12 protein-coding genes are annotated in these 23482 nt (G+C 37.8%); 2 read left to right on the forward strand and 10 right to left on the reverse strand.

From position 1 onward, the window contains the following. Window positions 1–9: 9 nt before the first annotated feature. From NO995_RS03670 to NO995_RS03705, 8 genes are all read right to left on the reverse strand, one after another. Window positions 10–3381: a glycosyl hydrolase gene (locus NO995_RS03670; protein WP_258226309.1), complete on the reverse strand. Its 3372-nt coding sequence runs from the start codon at window positions 3379–3381 to the stop codon at window positions 10–12. After that, a complete protein-coding gene (locus NO995_RS03675) occupies window positions 3381–6671 on the reverse strand; it encodes a glycoside hydrolase family 2 TIM barrel-domain containing protein (RefSeq protein ID WP_258226310.1) in 3291 nt (1096 codons plus the stop codon). Before NO995_RS03675 ends, NO995_RS03670 begins: the two co-directional genes overlap by 1 nt. Window positions 6672–6792: 121 nt before the next feature. After that, on the reverse strand, window positions 6793–7941 hold the full coding sequence (locus NO995_RS03680; RefSeq protein WP_258226311.1) for a glycosylase: 1149 nt from the start codon (window positions 7939–7941) through the stop codon (window positions 6793–6795). Between the two features lie 77 nt (window positions 7942–8018). Beyond that, the gene (locus NO995_RS03685; RefSeq protein WP_258226312.1) at window positions 8019–10877 is read right to left on the reverse strand and encodes a glycoside hydrolase family 2 TIM barrel-domain containing protein; all 2859 of its coding nucleotides are present in this window, start codon (window positions 10875–10877) and stop codon (window positions 8019–8021) included. A gap of 9 nt (window positions 10878–10886) precedes the next feature. Further along, window positions 10887–13076, reverse strand: a complete 2190-nt coding sequence (locus tag NO995_RS03690; RefSeq protein WP_258226313.1) for an amylo-alpha-1,6-glucosidase — start codon at window positions 13074–13076, stop codon at window positions 10887–10889. 48 nt (window positions 13077–13124) lie between these two features. After that, window positions 13125–14711: a sodium:solute symporter gene (locus tag NO995_RS03695; RefSeq protein ID WP_258226314.1), complete on the reverse strand. Its 1587-nt coding sequence runs from the start codon at window positions 14709–14711 to the stop codon at window positions 13125–13127. Window positions 14712–14713: 2 nt separating this feature from the next. Next, a complete protein-coding gene (locus NO995_RS03700; RefSeq protein ID WP_258226315.1) occupies window positions 14714–15796 on the reverse strand; it encodes a Gfo/Idh/MocA family protein in 1083 nt (360 codons plus the stop codon). A 5-nt stretch (window positions 15797–15801) separates the two neighbouring features. Next, a complete protein-coding gene (locus NO995_RS03705) occupies window positions 15802–18321 on the reverse strand; it encodes an L-rhamnose mutarotase (RefSeq protein WP_258226316.1) in 2520 nt (839 codons plus the stop codon). A 317-nt stretch (window positions 18322–18638) separates the two neighbouring features. Here NO995_RS03705 and NO995_RS03710 point away from each other — a divergent pair, with 317 nt between their 5' ends. Further along, window positions 18639–19553: an AraC family transcriptional regulator gene (locus NO995_RS03710; RefSeq protein ID WP_258226317.1), complete on the forward strand. Its 915-nt coding sequence runs from the start codon at window positions 18639–18641 to the stop codon at window positions 19551–19553. A gap of 63 nt (window positions 19554–19616) precedes the next feature. After that, entirely contained in the window at window positions 19617–20654 is a 1038-nt protein-coding gene (locus NO995_RS03715; RefSeq protein WP_258226318.1) for a Gfo/Idh/MocA family oxidoreductase, read from the forward strand. Between the two features lie 42 nt (window positions 20655–20696). Here the strand turns inward: NO995_RS03715 and NO995_RS03720 are convergent, their stop codons facing one another. Further along, window positions 20697–21473 (reverse strand): rhamnogalacturonan acetylesterase, encoded by a 777-nt coding sequence (locus NO995_RS03720; protein WP_258226319.1) that lies wholly within the window; start codon window positions 21471–21473, stop codon window positions 20697–20699. Continuing rightward, entirely contained in the window at window positions 21455–23461 is a 2007-nt protein-coding gene (gene pelA, locus NO995_RS03725; protein WP_258226320.1) for a pectate lyase, read from the reverse strand. Before pelA ends, NO995_RS03720 begins: the two co-directional genes overlap by 19 nt. Between the last annotated feature and the right edge of the window lie 21 nt (window positions 23462–23482).

Here is a 23482-nt window from a genome sequence, read left to right on the forward strand (position 1 = left end):
GAATTACGTTTAGTTTTTCTTAATAATTTTTATTTCTCCCAATAGGCCAGATTTCACCATCATGGTATCATCGAGTCTAAACGGTGCCGTTGTCCATGTTAGGCGTTGGTCTTTTGGTAATTTCTCATCGCCAATTAATCGGTTAGCCCAAGTGTTTGTAACTTTTACAGTCAACGTATTCTCTCCTGTTTTTAAGACTTCAGAAATATTTATTCTAAAAGGATACGTCCAGACAACACCACAAGCTCTGTTATTTAAAATCACCTCGGCAATGCAATTAACCTCATCAAACTGCAACCAAAAATCGTTAGACTTACTTTCATTCCAATTGAATGTTTTCGTGTATGTCGCCGTTCCTGAATAAAATTTAATACTATCATTAGCTGAAGTTGTCCAGTCGAATAATTGATTAATTTGAAGAGCCTCTGAAGGTCCGTTGTAAGCTGCATCAAACTGAAGCGTCCAATCTTCATTTAAAGTTTCAACCATTTTAAAACTTTCCCAGTTTGGCGTTCCCGTTGAAACGGTTTTATCGGTTTCATCTTCAAAAATGATAAAATACGCTTCGTTAGGCTGAAATTGTAACGGAATAATAGTTCTGCCGTTATCAACCGTCCAGTTTTCTAATACTATCGTTTCATCTGAAATGGGATGATATAACACCGGGATCTTGCCACTAATTCTAAACGACACCTCTAACTGACGTGTTTCTTCTAATTGATTAGATAAGAAATAAATCGATTCATCAGTAGATTGACGTTGTGTCCAGGCGATATCTTTATCAACCAAAACATTAGGTTCAACACCTAATTCTGAAAACGTAGCTCCCAAATATGGCAATTGAATCACTTTTCCTTTACCTAAAGCCCATTGTTTTTGTCCGTTGCCCGACCAAAGTTCATCAACTAAAGTTTGCCATTCAGTTTGGCTCGACATCAACTCGGCTTTTTCATTAGGCTTTTCACCTACTAAAATAGTCGCTCCGGCTTTTACCAAATCAACTAATTTTTGAGCAACTTGCAAAGACATGATGTTACTCGGCATCATTTTTCGGTGATCCGGAAACACTAATAACTTATAAGTTAAAGCATCTTTAAAAACGACTTGACCATTTTTTACTTCAGCATTTAACAACACATCGCTGTTAAACGAATCGTATTTATAACCGTTTAAAGCATTCACCCATTCCGATAAATCGGTGCTGTTTTTCGTGTATTTTACTTCCTTTGGCATTCTTGCCGTTGGCTGCCCTTCATTTTTTAATCGAATAGCTTCTGAAGCCACGCGTTCTGCTCCAAAAATATTCGGCAAAAACGGCACCAAACGGTCTGGTAATACCGAGCGCGACGGAATATCTTCACCCGTAAACACCGCAAAATCGATGACCGGTTGTCCTTTTTGAAGCTGAAACTGTACATTTTTACAATATTCGAAAAATGCACTTCCCGGTTCCCACCAGGTTTGGTCGCGCTGAAAAAAGGTTCCGATAGGATCTAAAGTCATGCCTGGTTTTCTATCTACCCACGGATTGTGCATAAACACGTGGTAGAAAAAGCGATTAATACCCAAAGCATAATTTCTATCGGCCATGGTTTTTAAATTCCCTGGATGCTCATCCCAATCCATTCGCAATTGGGTAAAGGCTTCCGCCTGAATAATATCACGACCGTAAATATGTCCGCCATTAATGGCATCGAGCATATCGTTTGGTTTATCGTGCGTGGGGCTTCTAAACCAGAATTCACCACTCGGATAATCAACATATTTAAAATGCAACAGCCCATCACTTGTCATGGTTGGTGCCACATTCTCTGTACTGAACTTCACTCCTGTTTTTATCGCTTCTTCTTTTAAAGTTCCGAAGAAATTATCAGCCGTTAATTCGGCAATCGTTTTTCTAATATCGTAAAGAATTTGTTCCGATTTTTCAATATCGTCTAACGGAATTCCGGCCATAACCGGTAAATATTGAACGATATCGTAACCGCGACGCATTTTAAACTCATCTCTGAACACCGGCGACCAATTCTGGCTACCACATTCCCAGCTGTCCATGTGAAGAATTTCAACCACTTTTGAAGCAAGTTCTTCACCTGCTGTGCGACGCATTTCGCCATACCAATGGTCTAACTGAAACTGAACCGCTTCTTTATTAAATTTATCGACTTCCAGTCCACGGCCACCACCTGCGGTTGCATTTTCATGTCCGGTTGATGTATGCCCGAAACGCATAATACGCCAGTTTCCTTTTGGCGCTTCCCAGTTTAAAACGCCATTGGCATCAATAAACTCTGAAACATTCACCATATTTTCAGCTTTCACACACTCCGATTTTGGAATTTCGGCTTCGGTATTTCTGGAACTTAAACGCCAAACGGCACCCGATTTTCCTTGATAATTATCAATTAAAGGTTCTTCTGAAAGAATTATTTTTGTGACTTTAAACGGCGAATTCCATTTCGCCATATCTATATCTTCGGCACCCGGTTCTGAACCTTCAGGATTATAAACAAACCTGAAATATTTTGCTTTCGCGAAAAGGCTGTGCGTATAAAACGCATCGGTATCCTGCCAACCCGAACGTGGGGTTTCTAAACGACCAAGGCTTTTAAAGGTTTTGCCGTCGTTGCCTATTTCAACAAGCATACGATGCGCCTGATAATTATTCCCTTTAGTCTCCACCTGAAGCGATTTACAATCGAAAGGCATATCAAATTCATATTGAATATAGCCCGGCTCTCCTAATCTAAATTGTGTTTGTTCGGTTGAATTATCGCTTAAAAATGAAGCGTCAACACCATCTAAAGTGGTGGTAATTTTAGGTTGAATATTCACCGATGTTTTAAACACCTTATTAACAGGAATGGCAAACGTAACAATGTCCTGATAATAATCTTTATATTGTTCCGGCACAGGTAATTTTAATCCTTTAGTTTGTTCTGAACTCACCATTGTGTCTGCCCAAACTACTTTTTGCATGGATAATTCAGGGGTAATCCAAGGGCCTCCGGCTACTGCAAAACCATCTGCGGGATGGAAAGCGATTTTTAAGCATAATCGGTCGGCTTCTGTTAATGCCCAGCGCACCAAATCCCAGAATTCTTTGCTCAATTGTACCACTGGCGGATTCATTAAAGGTTCTTCATCCGGACCTTTAATAGTCATTAAATAAGCCCCTCGAATCCCGGCTTGTTTCATCGCTTCTAAATCGGCAGTAATGCCTTCTTTAGAGTAAGCACTACGCATCCAATACCAGTATACCCAAGGTTTCGAAGAATCTTCAGTTGGTTCAAAATAAGTCAACTTTTGTGTTTCTTCTTGCTTGCAAGACACTAAAAGCAGCACCAGAATCAGGCAAATATGTTTAAAAGATAAGGTCATTAATACTGAAATTTATCTAATGTTTTGTTTAATCCGTCTTTCCCTTTAAAAGGCAATACATAGAAACTGTACTCGTAATCTTTCGACGGAATCTGATATTTTTCCAATGGGGCACTAACCGGCGACCAGCTATCGTTACCACCAATACCCATTTGAATTAAATCGATATTTATGGTTAAGTATCCCGATTCTACTAAATCGTAAGTATGTTTCGCTTCATTGATGTTTTCTTCGGTATACGGCCAGACACTCATACTTAAGGGTTGTTGATTGGCAACAACCAATAGTCCTTCATTTTTAGTTGAAGTTGTACCTGCCATCCAGCGTACATCGGTTCGGTTACCGTTTTCCTGTGGCCTAACATACGGCTCCATAAACTCATCTAACGGCAAACTGTAACGTTCTATAAAAAAGCCATAATTACGATCGATGTAATTTTCCAACTCCCCTTTTCCGTACCATGAAATTTGTCTGAAATCGTCTTTTATTCCCATTTGCATGCCCACTTTTGGAATATTCGGTAAATCGGTTGAAGCGCTAAGTTTATAATCCACTTTAATTAATCCAGACGGTTTAATATTATAAGTTACAGAAACACTGGCGCTATCTTTAATCATCTCGTAATTTGAAATAACCAGCACATCATTTCCAGATTGTTCCGTTTTCACGGAAGTTAACACAGGCTTGTTATCGTACCATTGTTTTAAAACTTTATGTGGTTTCCATCCTTTGCTGTCGTTATCGGTAAACGGACGAGTGAAATTTGGCAGCAATGGGGCAAACACCTGTTCTTCGTTATTAAACACATACGAACTTAAAGCCCCGTTTTCTTTATTAAATTTAATGTTGAAATTTTCCCCTGAAACTTCAATATCGTCATTATTTTCAGCAGCTGAAATACTTCCTTTTTCTTTTGAAAACAAATAAGATTTGTCTCTTAATTGTTTAGGGGCGAATTGATCTTTTGCTACTACAAATCCTTTTTTAGCCCAAGGTGTATCTTCCGAAAGTTGAAACTCAATCTCAAGAAGAATTTCTGCATTCGTTTTAAACATAGGCACGTATTTACCCAAATCTAAAACAGTACTATCACCTGCTTTCAGATTAAAAGGTTCTAAAACCACTTCTTTAAAAACTTTCCCATTTAACACTATCTTTAACACGGGAATTAAATCGTCCAGTGATTTTTCTGCTCGTCGGTTTTTCACTTTTAATTGATGATGTCCTTTAAAACTTGAAGTCACTGGTTGATACACCCACTTGTTTTCGTACATGGCTGCTTTTGGTCGTCCATCGGAAGCAACAATACCATTGATACAGAAATTACCATCATGGCGCACTTCGCCAAAATCGCCACCGTAGGCATAAAATTCCTGACCTGTTTTTTCATCAACTTTTAATAAGCCCTGATCTTTATAATCCCAGATACAACCACCAATCATTCTTGGCAAGCGTCTAAACTCGTCCCAGAATTCTTTCATATTTCCGGTAGAATTCCCCATAGAGTGTGAATATTCCACAAACAAAATTGGTCTCATATCAGACTTATTTTGAAGTAAAAATTCAGGCGTATATACTCCCGGATAAAAACGACTTACCATATCGACATACCAATCGTCCTGCGGATTTTCAAATCGGTGTGAATGGTCGTTTGTCGCTGGATATCTCGGATCACGCTCATCAATATAACCATCCAGTCTTGGATTTCCCTGAGCTGGCTCGTAATGTATTGGTCTGGTAATATCGAAATCGCGTGTCCAGGCTGCCATTGTTGCATGGTTTGGACCTTTCCCCGCTTCATTACCTAAACTCCAGATAATAACACTTGGGTGATTTTTATCGCGCTCTACCATACGGCTCATACGCTCCACAAAAGCATGAGTCCACTTAGAGTCGTTACTTAATTGCCCGCCAATACCGTGAGTTTCCAGATTCGCTTCATCCATCACCATAATCCCGTATTCGTCGCATAATTCGTAGAAATACGGATCGTTTGGATAGTGACTTGTTCGAATAGTATTAAAATTAAACTGCTTAATCGTTTTAACATCTTCCTCAATATCGGCACGCGTTAAGGCTTTACCTCGAACCGGATGATGGTCGTGACGATTCACACCGTAAATGTAAGTTTCCTTACCGTTTATCAGCATTTTACCGTTTTCTTTCGAAAATTCAATAGAACGGAAGCCGACTTTACAAGATTTTACTTCGGTAATTGTACCGTTATCATCTTTTAAGGTCATGACCAACGTGTACAGATTAGGATCTTCTGAACTCCATTTCTTCGGATTTTCAATTTTTCTTTCAAACAAACCAAAACGGACATTATCTAAACGAGGATAACTTTCGTTAAGCATATCTATCGCTAAAGTATCTACAGGTTTTTCAAAAAGGGCTTCGTTTTTATCGTTATACAACTGAAACTCGAAACTCGCTTTTCTAATGGTATCACCAGTAAGATTTTCCAGTTTCGGGCGCAATTGAAACACCGCATCTTTATATTGTTTATCTAATTTGGTTTGATAGAAGAAATTCTGAATGCGTAATTTAGGTTCGGCCATAATGAAAACGTCACGCTGAATACCGCTCATACGCCAGTGATCCTGATCTTCTAAATACGCGCCATCGCTGTAACGCATCACCTGAACCGACAATACATTGTCGCCTTCTTTTATGTAAGGTGAAATATTAAATTCTGAAGGCAAGAAACTATCTTCACCATAACCCAAAAACTCACCATTTAACCACACTTGAAAAGCAGAACTTACCCCTCCAAAATGAAGCGTTACAGTCATATCTTTTTGCCAGTCTTTAGGTACTTTAAATTTATGCTGATATGATCCAATGCCATTGGTGTCTTTCGGCACGTATGGCGGATTCACTGGTCTAAATGGGTATACGGCACTTTTATAAATAGGAATGTCGTAGCCTTTTAATTCCCAGTTAGAAGGCACTTCAATTTTATCCCAACCTTCAACTTCGGTTTTGTAAAAATCTTTTGGCGCCTGATCTAAATTCACTGAATATTTAAAATCCCATTCGCCGTTAAGCATGACCAATCGGCTTTTCTCGCGGTTGCCTTCTAAAGCATCTTCAACCGTTTTATACGAATAAGCCGTCGCCCTAGCTGGTTGACGGTTTATACTGGTTACCAACGGATCTTCCCATGGTGTGTAGCTATACTTTTTTGGAATTTCAGGAATGCCTGCTGGCTCTCCTGTTACTGTTTGTGCCTGAGCAAACCAAGTACTACTTATTAAAAACAATATGACACTAATTCTTTTCCTCATCGATACATCTTTTTTATCATGCCGAATTTATTTCGGCTTCTTGAAATTTGCAACCTAACTTAATGAGACCCTGAAATACACTTCGACTCCGCTCAGTGAGACAATTCAGGGTGACACATCGTTATTCAGCTTTATTTTCTTCATTTGGTGGTGCCACAAAATGTAAATCGCTTGTTCCAATATCTTTAGACGTTGCTAAAGCAATACCTCGTTGTCCGGCTTTATTCACCGCACAGTAATAATGATACACAACGCCATCATGTTTCACTACAAAAGATTTATGTGCAAACATATCGTCGTAAGGCTCGGTTGAATTAACTAAATCTTCACCTTCCCAGTCTTTCCAGTGAATTAAATCGTTAGACACTGCGAAACGGTTAAAAGCACCCTGATCCCAACCGGTCCAAAAAGCACCAAAATAAAACATCACCCAGGTATCGTTAATACGTTGAATATAAGCATCACCCGAAATTCCTCTGTGGTGATTAATTAAAGGCGCATCGCCGTAACGTTTCCAGTTTTTCATATCGTCTGAAACTGCCATTGCAATACGTTCAGCACCTTTCGCCGGATTAATACTATCGCCACGGGCATTGTAATACATGATAAATTCATGACCTGTTTCTTTCTCCACATCACGAATCACCGAGCTTTTATACATGGTACTGTTATCCCACCATCTCGCTTTATCGTCGTTTGGTCGTAATACGGGTTCCGGCAAACGCTTAAATTCTTTAGGCGTGGTTGGCAACTCATCGGCGTAAGCCATTCCCATAGACAAAATACCAGCCTCATAACCTGTGGTATTTCCTCCAAAATAACTTACCCAGTATTTACCATCGTAAGGTTCCCAGGCATACGAGCCGCCCCAGGTTGGGTCTTGTAAAGCGATATAACCCGCTTTTTGATTCACGTCCCATTCGGTGGTATCTTTTGAAAACGACATGACTTTCCCTAAGTGATTCCAGTGTAATAAATCGTCACTTTCGGCCAACCAGGTTTCGTAGCCACGACCTTCAAAAATCAAGTAAGTCATATACCACTTACCATCCTTTCTATAAATACTCGGACAATCCATTTTATAAGAGTTATCCGTTGGCACCATCACCATACCGTATTTATATGGCGTTTTAATTTCGTTATAAATCTCTTCCATTACAGCATCGGTAATTTCGCGTTTCTTCAACTTTTCAGGTTTTGAAACACAGGAAATTACTGAAACTAGAATACCGATTATTGCAGCAAATTGTAAAATACCTTTTGATTTCATTTTCACTTTTTATTTTAACTGAAAACCTGAAACTACACTTCTACTCCGCTTAGTGTGACATTTCAGGTTGACAACTATTATTTATCAAACTTTAAATATACCGTACGTTTTTGTAGTCCGCTTAACCATTTTGGTTGTGATGATGGTCCACATAAATCGGTTGCATTTACTTTATTCCTCGCTGGAGGAATTACATCTAACAGGGCAATTCCTGTATTTGGAATCGTGTATAATAAAGCATCACGACCATCGCGAGGTGAATACACCCCTAAGTATGTATCGGTTCCTTTGTTTTCGATATATATTTTACCTTCTTCTGTGGTAAACTCAGCCCACTGCCAGTTATTGAAATAGCCTTTAAACTCAGGATAGTTAAATGACTCACCCGGAATTGGATCGTTATAATCGTTTTCCCAGATATCTAAAGTGGTTCCTTTTAAACGGTTTTGCCAAACACGGTAAGGCCCATCACCTAACCATTTTTTATGTTGCATTTTTTCTTCCGGATAATCGAAATACACACCTGCTAAATCAACAACACCATTATACTCGTATTCGTAATCTAACTGAATTAATCCTGATGCATCAACTGTCCAAACTACTTTTTGAAGAATACCGTGATAATTGGCTTCAACAACAACTTTTCCGTCAACTTCTTTAGCTGAAATGTTTAACAAGTTTTCAGAACAGTTTACTTCTTCATCAATACAAGCAAATTCTTTATAAATACGATCTTCTCCTTTTAAGAATTCAGGATTTACAGTTCCGTCTAACGTACGATCACCACGGCGTGCCATAATAATTTTTGGTCCGTTAGCTAAACTGATGGTGCTTCCATTTTGTTTAACTTCAACTAATTTCCCAGAAGTTTTATCGAATTTGACAACTGTTCCTGAAGCTGAAACCGTATAAAACTCATTAGATTCATTTAAATCAACATTTCCTGAAGCTGATGCTTTAGCTTCACTTTCTTTTTTCCAGGTGAAATCCCAAGTCCATAATTCTTCACCCTTGGCATTCATTGCTTTTACATATAATACATCGGCATCTTTCCAGTTAACTGGCAAGTTTATTTTTAACTCCCCTTTTCCGTGAGGTTCAATACTTGGAGCTTTAATTGTTGCTTTATTAACTGTTTTACGCCCAGCTTTTCCGTTTAACGGCGAGGTAAATTTCACTAATTCGTATTCGAATGTACAAGTGTTTGAATTGGTAAAATCGTAACGGTTTTCAATTGAAAATGTGCCATTGAAATCACTTGGTAATTCGGGTTTGTTCATAATCATAACCGGCGACCACACTTCTTTTACAGTGAAGAAACTACCTTCTTTTTCGTGATGTGGCCCAACAATTCCATCGGCACCATAGTTACCCTGGTTATCGATACGACCATCCTGATCGGTACGTGCAATACCTTCGTCGGCAAAAACCCAAAGGTAACCTCCTCCACTTCTTGGGTGCTTGCGCATTACTTCCCAGTAATCGTCGAAACCTGCACCGTGACCACCGTCGTATAATCCGTGAAGGTATTCGGTTGGCATAAAAATATTATCGTCTCTAAAATATTCTAAAGTCTCTCCGTAAGAACGGTAATGCATCGTTTCTACACCATTGTGCTCTTGTTGCGGGTGTAATACCGGGCGTTTTTGTAAGTCCCAGATATCGAATTGGTCATCTAAATTGGTATTCCAGCCTCCTTCATTTCCGTTAGACCAGAAAATAATACTCACGTGATTTAAATCGCGGGTTACCATTTCTTTTACTAACTTTTTACCAACAGCATCGTCGTAATGTCCGTGCCATCCCCCTAGTTCATTCATAACATACAATCCTAACTCGTCACAAGCTTTTAAGAAGTCTGGATCTGGGGGATAGTGTGATAAACGTACGGCGTTCATGTTCATTTCTTTAATTAAACGTACATCGGCATAGTTTAATTCGGTATTTAAGGTTCTCCCTGATTCCGGCCAGAAACTGTGACGATTTACCCCTTTCATTAACACACGTTGTCCGTTAACGTAGATTCCATCGCCTTTTCTAATTTCAATGGTTCTGAAACCAATGGTTTCTTTGATTTCGTGAACGACTTTACCGTCTTTTAACAACTTGATTTCAGCAGTGTAAAGATTTGGTGTTTCGGCTGTCCATTGTTTTACATTTTCAAACTGACCCTCTAAATGCAATTTATCGGCGCCATTAACGGCTTCAGCTTTCATAGTAGGGCCTACTTTTTTACCTTTTTCATCTAAAATGGTAATTTCAGCAGATACATTTTGACCTGCTTTTCCTAAAAATACATTCGCTTCAAAGCTTCCGTCTGCTTCCGCTTTTAAAGATGTATAATCGATATGTGTTGCTGGAAGCGCTTCTAAGAACACCGGACGGAAAATCCCTCCGAAGTTCCAGTAATCGGCACGTCTTTCCGCAAGGTTTACACTCGCGTTTTTCGATTCCTTACTAACGGTAACTTCCAGTACGTTTTCTTTTCCGAATTTTAATAAATCGGTGATATCGTATTTGAATCTGTAGAACGCACCTTGGTGTGTATCATCGCTCGCCGAACGCCCGTTGATACGCACCTTGGTATCAGTCATCGAGCCATCGAAAACTATTTTTACAATTTTGTTTTCCCATGCTTTAGGTACAGTAAACTTGTATTTGTACTCACCAACCTCGTCGGCAATACCTTTAGGAAATGGCTTTCCGTAGAAACGGATACCGTACTGATATTTTCCAAAACCTTCCTGTTCCCAAACAGAAGGCACATTAATAGTAGACCATTCGCCACTTTTACGTCCATCGGAAATTTTAAATTCCCATTCTTTCGTGTCTTGATATCCTGTACCAGATAAATATTGAATTTCGGTGTTTTGTGCCACAGCCGACAACCCAGCTAAAGCCAAAACAAAAGATAACTTGTTAATAAATTTAATCATTATAGAGAATTATAGTGCTTTGTATTTGATTGAATATTGAGTGTTAGGTTTAATCGTTAACTGATATTTATTTTTACCTAACGATTTCACCTCTCCCGCATTTGTTGAAGGTTTACTTTTACTTTCTATGATTAGAGTTCCTTCGCCTTCTGAAGCTTTTACGTTTATCTCACGTGTGCTACAGTAAAGATCGACCGTTCCATTTGGTGTAGGCACTTTACCTTCCATCCATTTCAGTCCGCCTAAATTTGGTTTCACTGTATAGGTTTCATATCCTGCTGCCGTTGGTTCAACACCTAAATAATATCTACCAAATAAATATATTGGGCTTGCTCCCCAAGCATGACAAAGGCTTTTTCCGTAAGGTCTGCCATACATTTCTAAGTGCTCCTCACCATTTTGATTTGGGTCGTACTTTTCCCAGAACGAGGTGGCTCCAAGATTTAACATACCTCCCCAATAATCACGGATTTCATCCAAAACAAATTCTTGTTCTCCCATAGCACAAAGCGCTTCCAACTCGTAAAAACGCATGTATGGAGTTGTGATTTTAAGAATATCGTCATTCAACAAGACTTTATCTTTAACACTTTGTTTTTGGGTATCATCAAAATAGTTAAAGAATATACCAAACATATTCGCGTAACGTGTTACAATATCCTGCATTTCGCCATCAACACGTTGGTGTTTCATGACGCCTTGCTCTTCATCCCAGAAGACATCAAACAACTTCGCTTTTAAATCTTCGGCAAGGGTTTGATACTTTTTAAAATCTTCCTGTTCACCTGCAATTTCAGCACTAACCGCCATAGCCTCTAAACTTCTTGCCAAAAGCATTTGCTCGAAACTAGTCTCGCCTGTTTTTGGCAAACCATCTGCCCAGTCGATAAACACCCAATCCCCCTCCAACGGTTCAAGGAATCCATTTTCGTTTCGTCTTCCTAAACAGAATTCCATTAAGGATTTCATTCTTGGATAAAACGTTTGAATAAACTTGGTGTCTCCGGTATATAAATAGTAATCGTAAATCCCCACAAACCAGTACAGCGAATAATCCATAATGGTATTGATGTGTGCCGTTACGGGATCTTTTCCACGAAGCGCTAATAATGTACGCTCTACCGATGGCGAGTCGAAAAACAAATAGTAATTCATTAAATAACTCTGATAAGCATCACCAGACCACACCCAGCGGTCGCGTTTAATGCCATCGATAAAAAACTCACGAGAGGTTAAATGCATAGTATATGCCGATACATCCCAGATTTGATTTAGTAAATCATCAGACGATTTAAAGTTTCCGCGATAGTCTAACGGTAAATATTCATAAAGCATCGTAATAGAATCGTATTGAACAGAAGCTTCAGCTTGAACCTGCACATATCTAAAGGCTTTTGACCCTTCAAGCGTATAGGTTTCAGTTTGTTTTCCGTCGAAAGACAAATGGTCTAAAGTTTCACACTTGGCAGAATCTAAAGCTTCTTCACGAGATTCGCCGTAATACATGGCTAACTTTCCTTTTCCTTTTAAACCGTGAATTTGAATGTAACCGAAGGTTTCTTTTCCGAAATCGACCAATTTTCCACCATCAATATTCTCAACCTCTTTAGCGATCCAGGATTCGGTGGCTAATTGAAATTCTGAAGGTTTGTTATTTGGCGTATTAAAATTCCATGATCCTACAGGCACCCACGGTGTTCCTGATTGTTGTGCATTTCCGGCTTCATCAATCCACAATTTATCTTCGTTTGTTACCTGCCAACTCGCATTGGAGTTTACATATGTTCCGTCAATAAAAATAGCCGGCAATACTTCCTGATTGTAAACTTTTAAAGATATTTTATGCTTCCCTGATGGAATTTTTATCGATTTTGGCTGTCCGTGGATTTGAGCACCATCGACTATTAACTGAAAAGGACCTTCTGAAAAGATTTTCACTTCATCTTCTTCAGGAATATCCACTTCGGTTTGAAAAGTCACCAAAGCATACGGACTGTAATATTGCCAAAGCGGTGGAAAAACAGCTTCACGCTCTGTACGTCTTACCTGCATTTTATTGCTTAACCAAACCTCAAAATCGCCAGGATACCATATCCAGGTCGCTTCACTGTTAGTTTCTTGAGCAGACAAAGTGCTTCCCGAAATGAAAAGCACTAATAATGAACATATAATTTTTGACGTTAACGACTTATAATACATGTTAGTTGTTTATATTTTTAGCGAACTGGAAACCCAATTCATCATGGTTTAATGACCGTTGAAAAAGATGTATAACAAAACCATTACAATGGTTAACAGTACCCACAACAATTTCACCTGTTTATCTGGTCGTGCCTTTGGATTGATGGTTAATAACTCATCATGATTTTCCTGAACGGTTTTATCGGCTAATGAAATAGCCACAACCATAACACAAAGGGCTACAAATATGTAAAAAGACAACAGTAAAAAGTGAGGCCAAGGATATTCACCATTTGGGAACACCCATAAATACAGTACCCCAACACCAAGACTAAGTACTGTCCCTAAAGTCAACACTAAATTTACAGCTTTTGTACTGGTTTTTTTCCATAAAACTCCAAAAAGAAATACTACAGACATTGGAGGCGCAATAAATCCTAAAATAGATTGAAAAATATCGAAAAGATTCAACCCTTTGATACTGTTGATAGCCAAGGTGATTAAAACTGCTAAAATCGATCCGAATAAGGTAACTAATCGACCGGTTTTAACTATTCTTTTCTGCGCTGCATCTGGTCTGTATTTTTTAACGTATACATCCATAGTAAACACGGTACTTAATGAGTTTAATGCCGAACCAATGGTACTGATTAATGCCGCGATTAACACTACTATAATCAACCCTCTTAATCCTACAGGAAATAGCTGCGTTACCATAGTCATATAGGCTTCATCAGGATTTTGCAATTCCGGAAATAACACAAAACATACAATACCCGGCAAGATAAATAACGGTACATCTAATATCTTCAGCCAACCAATAAAGTTAGCACCTAATTGTCCCTGTTTTAAATTTTTTGCACCTAAGATGGATTGTACCATAGATTGATCGGTACACCAAAACCACACTCCCATAATAGGATACCCTAGTATGATTGCCGTCCATGGGTAATTACTATCATCGGCAGGTAAAAACAAATTCCAATACGAACCTGGCGTACTGTTATAAATATGTTCGATTCCACCGGCTTTATTAATTCCTAAGATCACTAATAAAAGAGAAACACCTATAAGCAATAGCATTTGAAATACATTGGTATAAGCAATGGCTTTTAGTCCACCCGCTGCAGCAAAGAATCCAGATAAAATTACCATTAAAATTACCGATAAATACATTGGCATATCTAACAGCTGTTGCACCAGAATTCCACCTGCGAATAAGGTTAAAGATAACCACGAAATTAGAATGGTAATTAAGGTATACCATGCTAAAATATTTCTTGTGGAATCGCCAAAGCGTTTCCCCATAAATTCAGGCAATGTAACTACATTAGCCCCAAGATAACGCGGTGAAAACACCACAGCCAGTAACAGAATGAACACAAAAGCATACCAGGCAAAATTACCTGCTACAATTCCTGTTGTAAACCCAATACTCGCTGAAGCAATTAGCATTGAAGGCCCCACATTGGTTCCCCACATATTAAGACCTATACTGGTCCACCCCAAAGTATTACCAGCTACAAAGTAACTGGCATCTGTTTTTTTATTTTTTATGAATGAAATATAATATCCGAAACCAACTAAAAGAATAAGGTACCCTATGATAACCCCATAGTCTATTGGTTCTAAAAAACTACTGATTTGCCCCATAATTAAACAGCCTCTGATTTAACAAGATTATACTCTGCTAAAATATCAGAAATTTTAACAGGAACTCCCGTTTTTAACGTTCTGTCCATGGCAATTAACAAGGCAACCGTTCCAATACCTTCTTTCATGTCTGGGTAGGCCGTAAATCCTTGCTCAATACTATCTACAAAATATTCCAAGTAGTTTTGATATTCTCCGGCATGGTGAGTTTGTCCCGAAAATCTGAAGTAATATTTCAGTTTCTCATCTCCCCAGTGAATAATTTTTTCTTCACCTTCTTTGGTTGTTACCGAATAACGCAATTCATGATAATCGGCCTGACTTGCACCTTCCGTTCCTCTTAAAATACAACTCATCCCACTATCGCGTTTTGTTGGTTGTGTTGGTGAAGTATACACACCACTTACGCGAGCTACGCGACCATCTTGAGCTTTAAAAATAAAGTGCATGGTATCTTCGTTCTTCAATCCGGCTTTCTTAGCATTGCTACTGATCATACCATAGCCCATAACTTCTTCAATATTTGGCAAATACCATCTAATGAAATCGACCGGGTGACTTAATCCACCATACAACCATTTGAAAGAATCTAAAAGTGCCCAGCCTTTCTCCAAGAACCAGCGGTGATCGGCATGGTAGTGTGCTTCGATAGTAATTAAATCACCAATAACACCTTCGGTGAAATCTTTATGCTGGCGTTTCATTGGCTCGAAAAACCTTGAACTCTGACCAACAAACACCTTTTTACCGGTACGTCCACTAATTTCAAGCAACTCGTTTGCTTTCGACAAATCGTCGATAAATGGTTTTGTACACACCACGTGTTTTCCAGCTAATAAAGCCTGTTTCACATGTTCGGCATGCAAATAATCGGGCGTGTAAATGGCTATAATATCAATCGATTCATCGTTTAATAAATCGTCGTATTCTGTTGTATAATTTTTAAAATCGAATTCTGTTGCTCTTTGCCTACACAGCTCTTCATTCTTATCACAAATAGTAACTAACTCTAATTTTTTACTTTCCAATGCAGCCGACATGGTGCTGCGTCCTTCTCCTAGACCTAGAATTGCAATTCTTAACATGTTGATTATTCGTTTAATTTTTTTAAAAACACCCAGGTCTCACCAGATTTGGTTCCTTTAATTCCTGTTTGGTATCGTTTCATTATTTCATTCCACTCGTCTACACGTGGATTGTTTTCTGTTGTTTTTGGATTTAACTCATCTAAATTGGCTCCCTTAGGAATACTGATAACCAGCATTAACTGTCGCCCGTTTTTAAAGACCTGCAACTGCTGAAAATTGGCGTTACAAAAACCCTGAGCCACTTCTGGCCATTTTTCAAACTGCGTATCGTGATACTCTAAATATTCTTCCTGAAGTTTTACATCATCAACCAAATTGGCAGTTAATAGAATATGCTCCCATTCTGCTGCCATCGCCGTATCCTCACATCTCTCAAACTTGTTAAAATCATAAACCGGCGTATCGTATGTTTTAATTTCAGCTTTCGGATATTCTAATGCCAGTTGCTGCTTTAAATATTCAATATGATTCATTTTAGCATATAAAACCGTGTGCTTTTTCCATTGATACAATTGCGCATCAATCACCCCATTGGTTTTGGCTATTTTTTTAATTGTTTCAGCATCGAATCCTTTACCTATTAATTCAACTACAGCAAAATGAGGAATCTCCTGCATTGGCCAGTTCGTATCAACTACAACTTCTTTTAACAGGTATTTATATGGCTCACGGATTCCCGCATTGGTTTTAACACTTTCATCTACGTAAGCATTATTGTTTTCCCAAATATTATCTGGTCCGTTGGCGTTTTGAAGAAATTTTTCAGCCGGAACCCAGTTATTTTTAACATCGAAATACGCAGAGCCTTCATCGGTATACAAATAAAACCAGTGGTAAGGATCATGAGCATAAGGATTGAAATAAATGTCGTAAACATAATTTTCTTCAATCACGCTTTCAGGTTGTGCCGAAAGCGTATAAATCCCGGCAGTATCGTACAAATGTTTTCCGTAATGGTGAATTTTATTCGCAATCACTTTATTATTACGCATGGCATTAACGGTTTTTGTCCAGCCCCAGCCTAAACCAATTCCGGTATAAGCAACATCACTAATCTCGTTATGCGCAATCGTAATATTTTTAACAAAACCAGCACTAATACCCACGCAACCCCAGTCTTCATTAGTTACATCAGTAATAAGATTATCGATTACGGTTTCGTTTGAGCAAACCTCTCTTTCATCCGAAGGATTGTACGGCAAATGCGTTTCGAAGGCTTCATCTGAAAATACTCCAAGATTAATGGCACTACCGCCAATATCTTTAAATAAATTTCCCTGAACCGTATTGTTATTGGTTCCTTTATGAAAATCTAAACCTGTTGAAGACAAATGCTGAAACGAGCAACCTTCAAACAAAATATTATTAGCAAAATTAACCTCGACAGCCGACCTTGGTCTACCCAGCCAAGCCTGATTTTCTAAACCTGCTTTATCTGGCGTTCCTGGTTCCTTCAACTTATAAGCATCCAACATATACATTCCGGCTTGCAAAGGCACATGACCTTGCTCTGACGGACGTAACCAATTACTATATTCGAAGGCTATATTTTTAAAATACACATATTGAACAGGTGTATCAACGGTACCTTTAACTTCAACTAAACTTTCTAAAATCGGAGCCGTAACCTTTGCCGAATTCATATTTTCTCCAGGTTTTGGATAGTAATATATTTTACCATTTAAGCGATCTAAATACCACTCGCCCGGCTCGTCTAATAAACACAACGCGTTATTTAAAAAGTAAGCCGAATTTCCTGTTTTTTCTGAAATCCAAGGTGCTGGCCAAGGGTGTTCGCTTTGAATGCGGCTTTCAGGTTGCTCGAAATACAATTTAGCGCTGTCGCCTTTTACCTCCATATCTTTAATACGAAGCGTAGCTATAGCCCACCACTGCATAATAAACATTTCCATACCCGGTTCGAAAACAACCGATTTATCGTTATAAGGAATCCAACAGGTTTCAGAAGTTTTGTCCCAAGACAAAATGCGATCCATTTTATCGCCTTTCGTACTTTTAGCTCTTGTTGCTTTATTTCCGTTAACCCAAAGCTGCCTGTAATTTAAAACCGAACCTGCTTTTTTAGGGGCATCAGCCACCCAAACCGTTCCGGCTGACAATCCGTTTATCGCTTCAGCTTTTTTCCAATTTAAAATTTGAATACCTCCACTTAACACGGGAATTGCATTTTTTGCTGCTTCAATAATTGTCGGACTTTCGTCAGTCCCAGCATCTTCAGGACGAATAAAAACCGGTTCTTCCAAACTAAACACGCCATCCATCAAAATAATTCGAGCACCTTCTTTAACCTCAGGATTATTTAACCTACGTAAATCTCGCACCTTCCTCAAGGCCATATTTAACGTTGCTAATGGCTGTTCTTTAGTTCCTGGATTTGAATCTTTACCCATATTACTTACCCATAATTCGGTAGCATTAACAGAATAAACGGTTAAAAAAGCTATAACTAAGATTAAGATTTTGCTATTTTTCAAATTCAATTTCATTCGTGTTTTCAACATTTTTTACAGCTTTATTGGTTACTAATTTCCTTTCCTGATTTCAAAAAATACAAACTTCAACATTTAAGAAAGTTTGTATTTTTGCAATCGATTTTTATGTTTTTATCTGATTTTTAAAACATTATATTTACAACGTTCAAAAAAGACTAACTACGAAATTAGTATAAACGTAGCAATATTGTCATTTTAACAAAAATAAAATGCTATTTTTAAACGATGGTCAATTTTATAAGTCTATTTTAAGGACATTATCAATAACCAACTAAGTTCACATAACAGACATTACATTAATTACTAATCAATTAACGTCACAGGTATTGGAAAATTCAAGCAAAAAAAACAAAACGGGAAATCAAGGTGTTTGGTGGTACGATGAAAATTTAGGCCCATTAGCTAAACTACCTTATATCAGACATTTTGGAAGCATGAAATTTTCGAAAGTCAAAATGGACGAAAACATGTTGCCTCACCTTAATGACGGTATTGAAATCCATTTTGTACATAGCGGAAAATACAACTGGGTTATTGATGATAAAGAAATTGAATTATTACCCGATAACTTATCTATTTCTGCTCCCTGGCAATTAAATGGGAGCCCGACAGGGAAAATGGACATTGGCCAAATAAACTGGCTGGTCATCAAACCCGAAGTTTATACAGATAAAATACCTTTAAAGCTTGGTAAATGGACAAAACTACCTGCCGATTTTCAGGAAAGTTTCGGCACTCTATTAGCAAACGACAAAGAGTTCGTTATAAAAAAGGCCAAGATTTTTAAAAAATACTTTGTTGACCTTGAAAAGGAACTAACAAATCAGGAAGAAGGCTACGAAATTATGGTTGGCAACATTATTGAAAACCTATTTATAGATATTCATCGCCATTTATATCTAAGAAAACAAAAATCGCATCGAGAAGATACATTTATAGATCAACTAACTCAAGTTATCCACAGTGATTTAAGCAAGAAATGGATAATTGATGAATTGGCCTATCAATTTGGTATGGGAAAAACGAAATTTACATACGAAGTAAAAAACCTTACCGGTTATCCGCCTAACAGTTTCATCATTAATTTAAAAATACAAAAAGCTATAGATTTAATTGAAGAAGAAAACGACATGACCATGTCTGAAATTGCTTTTGCCTGCGGATTTTCGTCTCTTCAACATTTTACATCAACATTTTCACAACGTATAGGTATTAGTCCCGGAAAATATAAAAAGCAGTAATCTGTTTAGAGTTCAGACATTCACTTATTATTCTTAATTTTAAGAAAGTCTAAAAACAACCCTATGCAACCTATCAATACAGCTTTATGCTCTTACGGCATGAGTGGCCATGTGTTTCATGCACCATTCATTTCGACAAATCCCAACTTCAATTTATATGGTGTATTTGAACGCACTAAGAACGAAGCTGAAAAGCATTACCCGAATATAAAAACATTTATATCTTTGGAAACCATGTTGTCTGATGACAATATTGAATTGGTTGTTGTAAACACCCCTAACGTCACGCATTTTGAATTTGCTAAAAAAGTTATTGAAGCGGGCAAACATATTGTAGTTGAAAAACCATTCACCACGACTGTTGCTGAAGCCGAAGAGCTTATTAATTTAGCTAAAGAGAAAAACGTTACTCTATCAGTATACCATAACAGACGCTACGATAGTGACTTTTTAACGATAAAGCAGGTACTTTCTGAAAATTTAATTGGAGAGTTGGTTGAAGCTGAATTTCATTTCGACCGTTTCGATCCACAGCTTAGTTATAAAACCCATAAAGAAACACCAACTGCCGGTGTTGGTAGTCTATACGATTTAGGTTCTCATTTAATCGATCAAGCTCTACAGCTTTTTGGAATGCCCGAAGCTCTTTTTGCGGACTTAGACAGTTACCGACCGAATTCTAAAGTTGGCGATTATTTCGACGTCAAGCTTTTCTACCCTACACATCGAGTTATTTTAAAATCAAGTTACTTTGTTCGCGAACCTTTACCGGGAAGTATTTTACATGGTAGAAAAGGATCTTTTATTAAAAGCAGAGCTGACGTCCAGGAAAAAAATTTACAAGCTGAAAAAAAACCGAATAGTAATCATTGGGGAATAGAACCTAAAACCGAACGCGGACTTTTACACACTGAAAAAGATGGTAAAATTACAAAAGAACACATTCCTACGGCTATCGGAAATTACATGATTTATTACGACGGTATTTTCGATGCTATTAGAAATAACAAAGCCGTTCCTGTAACTGCAGAAGATGGGATGCTCGTTATAAAAATCATAGAAGCTGCTATAAAAAGTAATGAAGAAAAAAAAAGTGGTTAACCTATAAAATCAACCACTTTCGTTACTTTCACTTCAATGAAATTATTTTAGATATTTCACCATACTCGGTGCTTTCTTTTTTAATTCTGCAACAGCCAGTTTAGCGACCTCGTTTGCTCCCAAATTAGATAAATGCGTATCATCATTTTTACCATCTTTATAAAATGGATTTTCTCCCGGCTCAAAATGAAGATGTAACTTTTTAGAGCCTTCAACACCATAAGTCTCCTCTAAATGTTCTGTGAAATATTGTAAATCTATAAATGGCACATCAAATTCTAAAGCCACCAAACGCGTCTCCAAAGGATATTCTCCATGCGTATCAATCAATGTTCCATGCTCATTAAAATTACGTCTTACAATAGAAGAAAACAAGATTGGCGTTGCACCTTTTGATCGTGTTTCTTCAACGAACTTAATTAAATTATAGCGGTATGTTGTATGCGGATTAGTATATCGGTCTGGCGATTTAAACTTTTGATCGTTATGTCCAAACTGAATAAATACAAAGTCACCTGCCTTTAATGTCTCCAACACAGAATCCCAACGACCCTCACCTATAAAACTACGACTACTTCTACCATTAACGGCTCTGTTATCTACAAGAACACCATCTGCTACATAATTTGGTAAGACTTGTCCCCAACCATGCTCGGGATTGGTTTCAGAATTCTTTTTATTTGCCATAGTTGAATCGCCAATCATATAAATTGTGGTTTGCGCCATACAACTCGACGTTATTAACAATAGAATAATTAGATTTAAACTCAATATACGTTTCATATTCATTTTTAATTCTTTTATAAGTTTTGATACCATTTAGTTGTTGATTTTAGGATGTTTTCTTTAGTATATTTTTTTGCCTGCGATTTTTTTAACTGATGTGACCAAGGCACACGACTCTCCGGTTTATAACCTTCGCCAAAACAATTATACTCGGCATAAAATGAAAATTTTTCGGCTTCAGCCTTTTTCCAATTATGCCATCCTTCGGGCTTAATATGTTTTCCCATTTGGCATTCTATGTATACAGTTTTAGCATAAAAGCGCCAGGGTCTACCTAAATAAACGTCTGTCACATTTTTATCAGCTGTTAGATTACAATTTTTAAACACATAACCGTATTCCTGACTTTGTGGTGTTGAAGCTGCCGTGATATAGGAATTCGATTTATTATGAATCTGGCAATTTTCAAAAAGTACTGTAGCTTCACCAAAAATAAAATCGGTTGTGCCTTCAATATAACAGTTTTTAAAATACTGCTTAAAACCTTCTCCTGCCGTATAAACCGTATCCTGATTTCCTATGAAAGCACAATTTTCGAAATAACAGCGATTCGCGTTTACAGAAAGTGCAATGGCCTGCCCAACTGCTCCAGCTGTATTTTTAACAGTAAGGTTTTTTGCAATAAAATCGTCGCCCTCTACAAGTAACGTTGACGTGTGAAACGTACTATTCCTTCCTAAATCAATCTTCTTAAAATAATCATCAAAGGTAATTATGGTTCCCTCTTTGCTTTCCCCAATTAAAGACACATGGGTGTTCCATGAATAAATATATACTTTCTCGTTATACACACCATTTTTAACATTGATAACTACACGCTCATAAGGAAAAGATTTTGCCGCATACATAGCTTCCTGAATTGTGGTAAAATCGCCCGTACCGTCTTTTGCAACCACCATGTTATAAGGATCTTTAGGCTCTTGCTTCTTTTTAGGTGTATTATATTTTGCCTTCCATTCCGGATAACGTTTTAAAACCAGATTAGGGTCGGTACTATACCAGGCATATCCATTTCTGCGTTCTTCTCCAATATCAGCTAAATGCGCTTTTTTAATACCATCGCGATCGCTAAAAAACGGCGTATTATCATCCAATTCACTAAAACGCGCCCATAACGGATAACCATTTTCATCCGGAACAACAACAGTATTTCGTTTACCTGTTTCTTTATCTATTTCGCGCTTTATTTTTACACCTTCTATTTTTGTTTTTTCGAACCATGCTACAGCACTATCAATGGCATTAATTACTTCTGGTGAAGGATTTTTTAAAGACATTAACAACAGTACAATATTTGCCGATTCAGCACCACTTAAAGATGGCAACTCATAACTTCTTGCTTTTGCAGGTTGAAGGGTCTTTTCATCATGCTGAGCACACCAAACTGTTAAAACACCATTTTGCTTATACTGCGTTTTTAAGATACATTCTATTCCCATATTGAAAGCTTTCTCAACCTCTTCAAACTTTTCCTTTGGTAGTTGAATGGCATATTTCCCAGTATTATCTTTTAAATCCTGTAACACTTTTAAGATGTTTACCATAGAATTATCGTTGTAGGTTATGTGCGTATAATATCCTTTTTTTAACGGATAAAACTGTGGCCATCCCCCATTATCATATTGCGCTTCTAAAAGATAGTCGACACCTTTTAAAAACGCTTGTTTATAATTCTCATTAGCCGTTGCCTGATACATTTTAGATAAGAAATACAACTCTTGTGTAGTAGCTCCATTATCGGTAGTTGCCTCGATATTGCTGTTTTTAAGACTTTTAAGCTGTGCTTTTTCCCTTGAACTTAAAGGGTTTTGCATTTGCGTATTCTTAGGCCAGCCACCAATGGCTCTTTGATACAGCAACACATTTTCTGCAATGGTTTTCGCTTCTTCTGTAGCAAACCAATTATCCTCACTTTGATAGATAATACGGCGCCACGACGGGTCATGAACTTGACTAAACGCCAAAGCTTCAAAGGTTAGTACAAATATTAATGCAAGGGTTATTTGCTTTAAAATTTTCATTCTTTTTTTATTATTTAGTTG

This window comes from Aestuariibaculum sp. M13, from assembly GCF_024723255.1.
Classification (GTDB): domain Bacteria; phylum Bacteroidota; class Bacteroidia; order Flavobacteriales; family Flavobacteriaceae; genus Aestuariibaculum; species Aestuariibaculum lutulentum.